This is a genomic window from Ruegeria sp. AF3 (assembly GCF_056536285.1).
Window position 1 is genome coordinate 1331859 of record NZ_JBQFJM010000001.1, and the last position, 11954, is coordinate 1343812.

General features: G+C 55.7%; 11 protein-coding genes and 1 pseudogene. 8 read left to right on the forward strand and 4 right to left on the reverse strand.

The window, feature by feature from the left end; translation table 11 throughout:
* Positions 1–103: 103 nt before the first annotated feature.
* The 7 genes and pseudogenes from ACR3FC_RS06720 to ACR3FC_RS06750 form a co-directional block, all read left to right on the forward strand.
* Positions 104–765: pseudogene (locus ACR3FC_RS06720) on the forward strand (IS3 family transposase); the annotation flags it as partial.
* A 493-nt stretch (positions 766–1258) separates the two neighbouring features.
* Entirely contained in the window at positions 1259–1441 is a 183-nt protein-coding gene (locus ACR3FC_RS06725; RefSeq protein WP_480474005.1) for a hypothetical protein, read from the forward strand.
* A 26-nt stretch (positions 1442–1467) separates the two neighbouring features.
* A complete protein-coding gene (locus tag ACR3FC_RS06730) occupies positions 1468–2754 on the forward strand; it encodes a tyrosine-type recombinase/integrase (protein ID WP_480474007.1) in 1287 nt (428 codons plus the stop codon).
* Between the two features lie 222 nt (positions 2755–2976).
* Complete coding sequence (locus tag ACR3FC_RS06735; protein ID WP_480474009.1) at positions 2977–3210, forward strand: helix-turn-helix transcriptional regulator; 234 nt, start codon at positions 2977–2979, stop codon at positions 3208–3210.
* 69 nt (positions 3211–3279) lie between these two features.
* Positions 3280–4104 carry a hypothetical protein gene (locus tag ACR3FC_RS06740; RefSeq protein ID WP_480474011.1) on the forward strand — a complete coding sequence of 275 codons (825 nt, stop codon included), beginning with the start codon at positions 3280–3282 and terminating at the stop codon, positions 4102–4104.
* Positions 4101–5861, forward strand: a complete 1761-nt coding sequence (locus tag ACR3FC_RS06745) for an AAA family ATPase (protein ID WP_480474013.1) — start codon at positions 4101–4103, stop codon at positions 5859–5861. Before ACR3FC_RS06740 ends, ACR3FC_RS06745 begins: the two co-directional genes overlap by 4 nt.
* Before the next feature lie 451 nt (positions 5862–6312).
* The gene (locus ACR3FC_RS06750) at positions 6313–6906 is read left to right on the forward strand and encodes a hypothetical protein (protein ID WP_170798130.1); all 594 of its coding nucleotides are present in this window, start codon (positions 6313–6315) and stop codon (positions 6904–6906) included.
* A 22-nt stretch (positions 6907–6928) separates the two neighbouring features.
* Here the strand turns inward: ACR3FC_RS06750 and ACR3FC_RS06755 are convergent, their stop codons facing one another.
* Positions 6929–7843, reverse strand: a complete 915-nt coding sequence (locus ACR3FC_RS06755; protein ID WP_480474014.1) for a hypothetical protein — start codon at positions 7841–7843, stop codon at positions 6929–6931.
* A gap of 240 nt (positions 7844–8083) precedes the next feature.
* Entirely contained in the window at positions 8084–8776 is a 693-nt protein-coding gene (locus ACR3FC_RS06760) for a TetR/AcrR family transcriptional regulator (protein WP_480474015.1), read from the reverse strand.
* A 154-nt stretch (positions 8777–8930) separates the two neighbouring features.
* Between ACR3FC_RS06760 and ACR3FC_RS06765 the strand changes: the two genes are divergently transcribed.
* Positions 8931–10340, forward strand: a complete 1410-nt coding sequence (locus ACR3FC_RS06765; RefSeq protein WP_480474016.1) for an arylsulfatase — start codon at positions 8931–8933, stop codon at positions 10338–10340.
* 253 nt (positions 10341–10593) lie between these two features.
* Here ACR3FC_RS06765 and ACR3FC_RS06770 read toward each other — a convergent pair whose 3' ends face one another.
* Positions 10594–11619 carry an adenylate/guanylate cyclase domain-containing protein gene (locus ACR3FC_RS06770; RefSeq protein WP_170566137.1) on the reverse strand — a complete coding sequence of 342 codons (1026 nt, stop codon included), beginning with the start codon at positions 11617–11619 and terminating at the stop codon, positions 10594–10596.
* Positions 11612–11953 carry an Hpt domain-containing protein gene (locus ACR3FC_RS06775; protein ID WP_170519322.1) on the reverse strand — a complete coding sequence of 114 codons (342 nt, stop codon included), beginning with the start codon at positions 11951–11953 and terminating at the stop codon, positions 11612–11614. Before ACR3FC_RS06775 ends, ACR3FC_RS06770 begins: the two co-directional genes overlap by 8 nt.
* Between the last annotated feature and the right edge of the window lies 1 nt (position 11954).

Here is an 11954-nt window from a genome sequence, read left to right on the forward strand (position 1 = left end):
TTGCGATGCAATCGAAATCCGATCGCTCTCAAGCCCGATCTGGACGTGTCGCGGTTTGATGCCGCTCCTTTGATGGCACTTATTGCAGCAAAGGAGACGAACTTTGGGACTGAAACGGACGGAAGATTTCCGTGCTGATGCAGTGCAGACTCCGCTGACCAGCGAGCTGACACGTCGGCGGGTTGATTTAGACTTAGGTGTTGGCCTTTCGACGCTGAACAAGTGGGTACCAGCGCATCGTAATGCCGGCGTTGTGTCGGACAAGGATCTGGACCTCGTCCGTGAAAACGAGCGACTTCGACGGGAGAACCGGGTTCTCAATGAGGAGAGGGGTATTCTAAAAAAGGCCACAACCTACCTCGCGAGCCAGAAGCCATGAAGTTTAGTTTCATCTAAGAGCATGGATGCGAATTCCCAATTAACCGCCTTTGCCAAGTTCTGAATGTCAGCTCATGTATCCAGTGCGCTTATCGCAGCCGCCCAGCCAGCCAAAGGCAGCGGATCAACGTGGTCGTGCTGACTCATGTCCAGGAGCGATCTGGTCTCAGCCTGAGCAGCTACGACCGTCCACGAATGACTGACGAGTTGAAGGAACTTGGTCTGAGCGTCGGGCATCGTCGTGTTGGTCGGCTGATGCGTGAAAATGGCATACGAGTCGAGAGATCGAAGTAATACAAAGTGACGACCAACTGCAATAACGCCTTCAATATCGCGCCGAACCTGTTGAACCGGGACTTCACAGCATACGAGCCCAACCGGAAATGGGGAAGCTCACCCCATCCGCGTTCGTCACCTGGCAGATCAGCAGGAACAGGCGCCTTCGGCGTCTGATCTGCAAATCAGCCCTGATTTTACCAAAAGGAGGTCAGGATCAACGAAATCGGTTTGGGTGATGGATGGAAGATGTGAGGCCAAAAAAGGAAAGGTTCTGTCGCTGGTGGCAGAACTATGTGTCGCCTCACAAATTACCAAGTGGCGGACCGAGGAGCCGCCATTGGCTTTTCGCTGACGTCCGCTGGTGTTCATTTTATATATTCTTATCAGCAATTTTTCGACGGAAGTGGGCGTCACATCCGCTGACGTCCGCCGAATTCCGTTGACTGCCCCTGATTTTTAGGGGCACACAAGGGGCGCGATTAGGGGCCGCACCCATTGCCCCGGATTAGTAGAAAGAAAAGACGTGCAAACTATCGAACGCGCAGGCAATTCCGCCCTCACAAATGAAGTCACAGCAGAGCAACCGTTGTTGGCACAGGCAATGGAGCTCCTGCCAACCCTGCCCGACACAATCTATTTCGGCATGCCAGAAAGTTGGCGCAACCTTGCAGACTTGCTCTGCACATTGGTCAACGACCTTGGCTTTGATGATCAAAAAGCGGCGGCAGCGGCAGGAGTGTCCACGGACGTCGTTGCCGAGTATCGCGCTGCAATCAGCATTTAAGCGGGAGAACAGACATGGCGCGGGGAATGCACCGACTGACAGTCAAACAAGTTGAAAACGCCGCGCCTGGCACCGCCCTCAATGATGGGGGCGGTTTGTCTTTGCGCTGCACGGCCAACGGGACAAAGCGTTGGGTGTTCCGCTTTACGCTGAAAGGACAAAAGCAGCGGGAAATGGGCTTCGGCGGGTTTCCCTCAACGACGCTTGCACAAGCGCGCCAGAAGGCCACAGCCGCGCGCGACTTGCTGGCAAGCGGACTTGATCCAATTGCCGAGGCTGAAAACCAAGCCGCTGCAATGCGCGTCGCGGCAATAGAGGCCGAAGCCGCAACCGTGACGTTCTCCGATTACGTCGATGTGTTTTTGCCCTGGAAAACAAAAGGGTTCTCCAACCCCAAGCACGTTGCCCAATGGGGCATGTCACTTCGTAAGTACGCGGCGCCCCTCGCAGACAAACCTTTGGTCGAGATTACCCGGCAAGACATTTGGCAAGTTCTGACACAGCCTATGCCCGTCAAGCAGGCCGACGGCACGGAAAGAAACGAACCGATGTGGGACGCGCTGCATGTTTCGGCCACTCGCTTGCGGGCACGGCTTGAGGCCTTGTTCTACCACGCAATCCAAAACGGGGCTTACCATCAGGATAACCCTGCCCGCTGGGAACTGTTCAACGCCACTTTGTCCGCGCCCCGGAAACTGACCGGGGGGCACCGCCCGGCAATGCCAAGAAAAGACGTCCCATCGTTCGCCCAACAGCTACGAGCAAGCAAGTCGGTGGGTGCACTCGCGTTAGAGTTTCTAATCCTCACGGCATCGCGCTCTGGCGAAGTGCGATTGGCACTTTGGAGTGAAATTGACGAGGAAAACGCACTCTGGGCCATTCCGGCGGAGCGCATGAAGGCCCGGAGAAAGCACGTAGTTCCTCTCTGCCCTAGAGCACTGGCGATCCTTTCGGAAGTTAAAGCGCTGCGAAACGTTGAAATCAAATCAGACGACTATGTGTTTGAAGGCGCTAAACCGGGCAGGCCAATGTCCGACATGACCATTCGTGCCGTGATGCGGCGCATGAACTTGGGTCAGTACGTCCCGCACGGGTTCCGAAGCGCGTTCAAAGATTGGGCCGCGAACGACACTGAATTTCCCCGTGAGTTGGCCGAAGAAGCCTTGGCCCACCAACTGAACGACGTGGAAAGAGCCTATCGGCGCGAACAAGCTGTTGAGCGTCGCCGGGGCCTAATGCTTGCATGGCAAGACTTCATTGACGGCAAAGAACACGACAACACCCGCGTCATTCCTTTCAGGGATCGAGCCTAAACTTTGCCTTTGCTGATTCGAAGTGCTCAGGAAGGCGACATTTTTTTGACCCGAAATTGCACGGTCATTCGTCCCGCGCCTGACACAACAGACAAACAACGCCTCCAACTTTGACAGAGCAGTCAGAAAACAGATTATTTTCAGACAATTAGCATACTTTTTCGTGGCAGTACGCCAAGTACCTTCCTAGTTCTTACTCGATCAGTTTCTATGGAGGCGAGAATGCAGAACACCCCTGAGCAGAACAGCTGCCAAGAGCGGGCTACGTCAGGCGAACGGTTGCTGGCTTATCCAGAAGTCGTCAAAATCGTTGGGTTCAAGAGAACCAAAATCTACGTGATGATGAACAATGGCGAATTTCCCAAGCCGATAAAAATTGGTCGAGCGTCTCGTTGGAGTCAATCGGAGTTGACCGACTGGATTGAAGGACAAAAAGCCGCTCGGCTCGCTGCATAATTTGAAGCCCAAAAAGAAGAACCCCGCGCCACAAGCAAGCGCGGCAACGGGGCGAAAGGCAAGTTTTCCATGAGCACAAATACCACCAAACCCGCAACTAGCGGGCAACGATCACCTTCACCAGAAGAAGCTATGGACGTCTTGGCTTTGGCGAAGGAGAAATACATTCTGGATTGTAACAATAACACCGCCGAAGGGCTGGCCGCGCACTTCGCGTTCGGGTCTCTCACATTTGACGACGCACTTACAGCGACGCGCGATGCACTAACTGAATGCGGCATTGCGCAGCGCGCGCTTGATGCGGTTGCGTCGTTGTTCACGTCCGGCGACGTGATCGAACTCTGCGCAATCGGCACAGACGGCAGTGTTGTCGCATTCTGTGAAAAGTTGGACGGAGCAGCAGGCCAAGCCGCTCTGCACGATTTCATCAAGGCCCAGTTTGGTTTGCGCAATCTCTACCTGGGCGTCTGTTCGCGCAAAGAACACATGGCCGGTCAACACCGCCGGGCCAAGGCGCAGGACGTTGCTTGCCGCCGCCATTTGGTCGCGGATTTGGACATGAAAGACGCCCCGGACGTGGACCCGGACTGGACACGAACAATTGCAGCGTTGGACGCACTGACCCCTTCATTGGTAGTCCACAGCGGAAACGGCTTCCAAGTTTGGTTTCGCGTACAAGAACAACGGGACGGCGCTCTGCAATCGTCGTCAACCGGTCCGTTGGCTGAGGCGCTTGCCGCGTTGGGTTCGGACCCAGTTGCGGACCCAGCCCGCATTGTGCGGTTGCCCTACACCTTGAACATTCCGACAGAACGAAAGCGTCAACGGGGGGCCAAGCTGTGCCTTGCACTACCGGTGGCGCAATTCGACAACAAACAGGAACTTGCCGCATGATGCACGTACTGGCACCCACCCCCGAAGAACTCCGAAACACTCTTGTTGGGATTGCTAACCGGCTTGGTTTGCCTGGACGCAAAGGTGTGTCCACGTCCGCAGGCGCGCCGCCCAGCGCAGACGCGGCACCGGACAAAGTAGCTTTCTTGGAGCCGTTCAAGATGCTGATGGAAGGTTTGCCAAACACAGACCGCATTGGCCGGGACGAACAAGTATCCGTAGCGCACGCAGTGCGCGGCGCAGTGGAAGGAACCGGCTTTGAAGCCGAAGGGCGCGCCCTGTTTCTTGAATGGTCTGCGCGCTGGGCTTGGGGCGGCGACACCGTGCATGACGCTCAGCTTTACGACACGATCCGTGATACACGCACTGGCTGGACATGGCTGCGCGGCTTTGCCGGACGATTGGACCCAGCGCTGGGCGAACGTGTGGCCCATGCTGACGCACAAGCCGTTTTCGGTGCCAGCCCGGTCAACTCGGCGGACGTGGACGCTCTTTCGGCACAGGTCGCTATAGGTAGCGCGATGGCACGGGCCTTGGCTGCGTTCTCTCTGACGCCTGTAAAGGCCCCTGCGCCGGGACAAATCCCGCCTCGTCGTTGGCTGTACGGGCGCAGTGTTATCGAAGGCTTCGTGTCCGTATTGGTCGCGCCCGGTGGTACAGGCAAAAGCGCGCTGATAAAAGCGGAAGCGCTCGCAATGTCGACAGGAAAGACGTTGTTCAGCGGTGACGAACCAACCCGCCCGTCAAACGTCTGGCTGCACAACGCCGAAGACCCCCAGGACGAACAGTTGCGCCGTTTGGCAGCGGCTCAAGCGCACTACGGGATTACGGACGCAGACATTGGCGGACGGCTGTTCATGACGTCTGGACGTGATTTGCACCTGTGTTTGGCACGGATGCGCCGTGATGGGCCAGAAGGGGTACCGGGTATGGTAGACGCTCTTGTGCGCGTGATGCTGGACGCGAAGGTAGGCGTGCTGGTTTTGGACCCTTTGGGCGCTATTCACAATCTGCCTGAGAACGACAATAACTCAGCCAATACGCTGATGGGGGCGCTACGCCAGATCGCGGACCGTACCGGCGCGGCAATTGTTCTGGTTCACCACGTCGGCAAAGCAGCGGGCGCGGACATGGGTGCGGCGGGGGCAAGCGCGGCGCGCGGCGCATCCGCCATCGTAGACGGCGCGCGCGTTGTTCGCCAGTTGGTCCGCATGACAGACAAAGAAGCCCGTCAGTTTGGTATTACCGACGATGAACGCCACCAATACGTCCGCGTAGAGAACGGTAAGGCCAACCTCGCGCCCGCTGCGAAAGCGCGCTGGCGGCGACTGGTCTCGGTGAAGTTGCACAACGGCACACCCGAGTATCCGGCAGGGGACACGGTTGCAGTTGTCGAGGATTGGACGCCGCCTGGCCCAACCGTGGGGACACCTAGCGACCTTCACCTCGTTCAAGCTGCCATTCAATCCGCTGCGTCCAAGCCGCGGGCCGACAAGCGGTCGCCGTCTTGGGCGGGCTACCTGATCGCAGACACGCTGAGCATGGATGTAGGTACGCGCGGCATCAAAGCAGCGGACCGAAACCCGGATCAGGCGCGGGCCTACAGCGCGGTTTCGGACATGCTGGAAAGCTGGATTGCCGACGGCGGACTGCGGGTAGTTTCAGAACACGATCCGCGCGCAGGGCGTGCTGTAAACTGCGTTGCCGCAGGCGAACCGGCAGCCGTTCGAAATGAGGTCGAGGGGTCCGCTCAATGAGCGTGAGAAACCCCACTTTGACTGTTCAGACAGGACGCTTCCACAGTCCCACAGTTGAACCGTGAGGGGTTGTGGATTGGTCCGTAAAACTGCACGGGGTAGTGGGGCGCGCTTTAAAAAAGCGCCCCACCACCACAGAGTTTTACTTAAGGCGGACAGACCGTGGTGGAAGAAATCCCTCATGCACGGTGAACCAAACAACACCTCTGCCGGACCGTGGAAATGAGTTCGATTTATTGCCTTTGAACGGGGCGCATTGCGAGGGTTAAGAGACGCAACGGTTACTCAATCTGACTGCATGCAACGCGAAAAGTCAGAGCGATATTCACAGCGATAAGCATGCGGGGGCCGCTGTCCCGCACTGGGTGGAAAACACATCTTGCGCAACTAGCGCAGCATACAGGCAACGCCCGGTCTGTGATGAAGACGATTTGAATAGAAAGGGCAGAGCATGTCCAACACAGCGGCACCCCGCACTTACGAAACTGCCGTCGAAATGGCGATTGATACAGCGACCTCGCACGACCTCTTTCCGGGGCAAAACCGGCACGACGATGAAGCATACTTTTTGAAGCACCCGGACCGCACCGCCCGGTTGCGGATCATCAAGGAAAGCGTACACACAACCGCTTTCAGCGCGGCGATTGCATTCCGTCGCTCTGCTCCGCGTGATCCGAAAGGCTGGCTGCTGGAATATGTACTGGTGCCTAAAGACCAACTCGTGTTGGCGATTGGCGGCGCTGCAATTTCGCCTCTGCCGCCAACGGAACTCGAAGAAGAACGCATTGCCCTAGACACATTCGGATCGTTGGCCCGTCCCCACTTCGATATGCAGCCGAAGGTCTGGCGCCAATGGCAGTCGGTGCATCAAGGGCCGAAGCCCCGGTACTCATTGATTGAGGACGCCGTAAACCTACCCATTTACGTCCCGGGCGTTCCTGAGACCTTTGCGACAGGCGACCCGCTAAGCCTGTGCAGCTATTGGATTGCCTGCAACGGCCAAGCGCGGTTCGACGCGGCGCTTAAACAAATGGGCGTCAAGTGAAGCTGACCCGCACAAACAACGATCAGCGGCGCACAGAGCGCCGCTGACACACCGCGTTAGGTTCTACCACTGCCAGCCAGCGTTTGCACGCCTCTGCGTCCGTAGGGCGGGCCAGATAGTCCCGCAGAGTCCGTAGCACCGCCAGTTGCTTCGCCTCATCCGTGACTCCCGCCATTACCGGTTCCAGTAGCACAGCGTTCTCCCGGTAGACCTGCGCCAGAACTGATAGTTCGTCCTCACCGGCAGGCTGCGTCCGGGGACGGCCACGGCGTCCGTAGCCTTTGCCGCGCTGGGCTTTAGGGGCCTTGGGTTTGTCTGGCATGGCGCGCTTTGAATATGGGTTATCCTGCCCATAGTTCACTTTCCACGTCCGGGGCGTCGCACTCGGCTTTGAGTCACGTCCGCAGCCATCAGCCGGACGTGGCCCGGCCTTAGCGACGCGCCGAGGCAAATCCTCCAACAGCGCCTTTTGCCAAGCTGCGTCGTTCTGCCGGTCGATCTGTGTTCGCCGGTACCGCCACCGAAGCCAATCCGTGACCGCTGGGGGCAAGGCCTCTACAATCAAGTCGCCCAGCACGTCACGAAACGCGCACTCGTGTTCACCCAGGTCAATTGTGCTGCCCGGCAACCACGGGTTTTTCTTCCACTGACCCCCCAGCCGGTTCGCCGCGCGGCGCGCTTCGGCCCGGTTCCACTCTGCGGAGGACACTCTGCCGGTTTCAAACCGGCGTTTCTGGCGCTCACGATAGGCACGCGCGGCATGGGGTCCACAGTGGCTAAGACACCGGCCCTGCTTGCTTTCCTTGATTGCGGGGTTGGGGCAAGCGGCCCCTGTTTTCAGTCGCGCGCCGCAAGTCCGCGCTCCGGGGCTACCCATTCGGTAGGGCTCGCCTCGTTCGTGAAACAGGCTTTCGTGTTCTTGCGATGCAAATTTCATGGCTGATGACGATTACTGCTACGCCGCTCATGGGATGTGTTATTTTATAACAAAACTGACGCCATGACACTAAAATACTTGTAATATTTGGCGGTGCAGTTGATCCAAACGAACTCTTGAAGATGGAAGCTAAATCGTTGTCCGCTTTGTGCTGTATTGCGGTCGCTAGCAAAACTTAGGCGAACTTCTGCATCGAGCCCAAAGTGCAATTGGCAGACTTTTCGAGAAGTCCTTTTCAGCTCAAGAAAGCCCCAATTTCTGTGCCTCGAGAATGTGTTTCATAACCCGATGGATTTCTTCGTCCGGCGAAGCGTAGACCCCTTTGGTTTTCTTGTTCCGCCCGATGAACAGTGTCAGTCCTTCTATCGCTGCGGTGATATGAAGCGAGAATGCATCGCATTGCACGCCGGACCAATCGGGCCTGCACGTCCTCACGAGCCCAGCAAAGACCCGTCGCTCCAGTTCGTGTATTTGGTCCATCAATCTTTCAGCAACAGGATCGAACAAGGCGAGTGCCCAGAGTTGCGGGAAGAAAGCAATCTCAGGTCGTCGTAAGTCCTGAACCAATAATGAGACAATTCTATCAAGTGCCCGCCGTGGCGAAGGCACGCTCAGTTGCAATGTGGCGAGAATTTCTTCCGCATAGGTCGCCAGCCGATCCTGAGCAAGCGCCTCGAGAAGTTTGGATTTCGTCTTGTAGTGATACGTCAGATTGCCGACACGCATGTCGATACGGTTCGCGAGATTGCGCATCGTGAAATCATCAATCCGGGCTTCAATAAAGAGCAAAAATGCGGCGTCAAGAATGCGCCTTTTGGTACTTGCACTGCCAGACAGATCATCTGCGGACAAAGGAACGGGGCGTTGAACGACAAGTTCACGCAACATGACAATTACGTCGTCGGGAACATAGTCTTCTATCTTTGTCGTCATAGTCACCTGATAGCGAGATTATCATAAGTAAGGCAATGATTGCATATTTTAGGACAATTGTCCTACACTTGGGCAATCACACCAAGCGAAAAGCAATTGGGTCCGGTAACACTCTAGAGCACCGACCCTCAGTACCACGGCGGAGGACTACTAGATGATCGCAACCATCCGCACAGTTGCCTTATTACTAGCTACGACACTGCAATTTGTTGGCTTCGCCTCGGCACAGAGCGAAAAACCCAATGTTGTCATTATGATGGTCGACAATCTGGGATGGGGCGAACTTGGAGCCTATGGCGGAGGTGCCTTGCGCGGGGCCGAAACGCCACGGCTGGATGAATTTTCCTCGGAGGGTATGCAGCTTTTGAACTTCAATGTCGAACCTCAATGCACCCCTAGTCGCTCGGCGCTCATGACGGGACGCAGACCAATCCGATCAGCAACGACCAAAGTCGTTTGGGGCGTCCCCTACGGTATGGTCAACTGGGAAGTGACCATGGCTGAGCTTTTCTCAGAGGCTGGCTATGCCACGGGAATGTTCGGAAAGTGGCACCTTGGCGATTTGCCCGGACGCTTCCCGACGGATCAAGGATTTGACGAGTGGTATGGCGTGGCAAATACGACGGATGAGTCCGAGTACTCCTCCCAGTTTCAGTTCGATGCATCAGTCAGTGGTCAACCGATGATCCAAGAAGCGAAGCGCGATGAGGCTCCCCGCGATGTCAAAGCCTACACTGTAGAAACCCGACGCACGATTGACGGTGAACTGACAGAACGCACGATTGACTTCATTCAACGATCTGTGGCGAGCGAAACGCCGTTTTTCGCCTTTGTGCCCTTTACGCAACCGCACCTTCCAACCTTGCCTCATCCCGACTTCGACGGGTTCACAGGTAATGGTCACTACGCAGATGTGTTGGCGGAGATCGACTTTCGTTCAGGGCAAATCCTCGATGCAATCAGTGAGTTGGGGGTAAAAGACAATACTGTCGTGATCTGGTTGAGTGACAATGGGCCCGAGTATTTCGAACCGTGGCATGGCACCGCAGGACCATGGAGGGGTGCGTATTTTACAGCCTGGGAAGGATCTCTAAGAGTTCCCTTCCTGATCCGTTGGCCCGGAAAAATTGATGCAGGCATCAAAAGCAACGAGATCGTACACCTCGTGGATATGTTGCCGACATTGGGCAGCGTAGCTGGGTACGACCTGCCCCAAGACCGTATTATTGACGGTGTAGACCAGTTGGGTTTCTTCCTTGGTGAACAAGACAATTCGAACCGCGAAGGCTTCATCATTTACAACAACGATGATGTCTATGGTTACAAGTGGCGGAATTGGAAGCTGCATCTGGTGGAACTTGAGAACATGAACAGCGAGCCACGTCCGCTCAACGTGCCTCGTGTGCACAACCTCATCACCGATCCCAAAGAGGAATATCCGATTCAGAGCGAAGCAACTTGGGTGTTGCCAGTGATCTTCGGCAAGATTGCGGAGTTCCAGCAAACTCTCGAAGAGGAGACGCCTGTGCCATTTGGAGTTTTGGAGCCCTATTCACCTGAGTAGTGAAAAAGCGGATGGCAGGTTTGTCCGCACACCGCAACTTGGCCCATCGCGCGAGGAAGGTCCGGATAGAGCCCACTTTGACCGATGCTGCTCTATGCCCCAATGACAGCAATGCGCAGAAAGCTGACTTTGCAAAGTCTGACAATATCTAGTCTCCAATCACTGAGCCACATATGAAAATCATCAGGCTAAAAGCAAAGCCACAAGCGCAACTACACCCGATGTAGTTGCGCTTGCCAGGTTGCATGAATGGTCATAGCGCATGGATATCGAACGGATCGGAGAAACCCTTGATCATTGTTCTACCAAATGTCTCCAACACATTTGCCCCTTCCAACAGATCGAAGGTTTCTTGATCAATCAATATACGGCTTCCGGTTTTCTGCGTTTCTGCCTCGAGGCGAGCAGCAAGGTTTACGGTCGATCCTATGCAAGTATACGTCGCTCGATTGTCCGTACCGGCATAGCCGGCGACGACTTCGCCAGTCGCTATTCCGATGCCGATTTTTAGGTCACTTTTCCCTTCTGAGCGCCTTTCGAGATTTAATATCTCAATCATGTTGTGCATTTCATGCCCTGCCGCCACCGCACTTTGAGCGGAGTTGGACAGCGGCTGCGGAACTCCGAACAGAGCCATCAAACCGTCTCCCAGCATCAGGCTGACAATTCCGCCATTGCTAGTAACAGCCTCGAACATCAACGTGTAAAAAGTGTTGAGCAGATCAATTGTTTCCTCGGGAGCGAGATTTTCAGACAAGGTCGTGAAGCCGCGAATGTCGCAGAACAGGACCGAAGCATTGGCGCGCTTGCCGCCTATGGCAAAACCGGACTCTTGTAAGTCTTGTGCAACCTCAGTTGTAGCAAAGCGCTCTAGCAGGCGCTTCTGTTCGTCCCTGAGCCTTTTCTTTTCAAGGCAGCTGGAGACACGCGCACTAAGTAGTGTCTTATTAACAGGCTTTGGCAGGTAGTCTTCGGCACCCAATTCAATGCAGCGCACTACGTTGTCGAGACCCTCAACAGATGACGTCACTATTACTGGCAGATCGCGCAGATCAATGTCCGATTTGACGGCCTCCAGAACTTGGAAGCCGTCCATTTCTGGCATTTCAATATCCAGTAGCAGCAAGTCAAACGGCTGGTTAGACAACATCTCCATCGCAACCCGGCCGTTTTCCGCGACCGATGCTTGATGACCCAAGAGCTCTACGCTGCGCGACAAAAGCAAGCGGTTCACCTTGTTGTCATCGACGATGAGCAAATGGCCGGGGGCGTCAGACATCAATCAGGCTCCGCAACGCGGCGGCGGCAGTGGTTAGGGCTGTCTCCAACGCCGTCGCATCTGTTAGGTCTCCGGCCTCGGGCAGTTCTCCCAGCTCGACTTTCCTGGCCAGTTCGGCAAGAGCCGTCGCACCAAATGTGTTGGCATTCGACTTGATAGAATGTGCAGCACGGCGGTATCGGTCTACATCGGCCTCGCCCGCCGCCGTTTTCAATTCGCCAATCATACTTGGCGCTTCGTCGAGAAAGGTGTTTACAAGTTCGGCTGCAAAATCTTCGCCTGTGGCGTCTTTTAGTTCCATGAAGATTTCATGATCAATTGGGCTGTCTGTCATG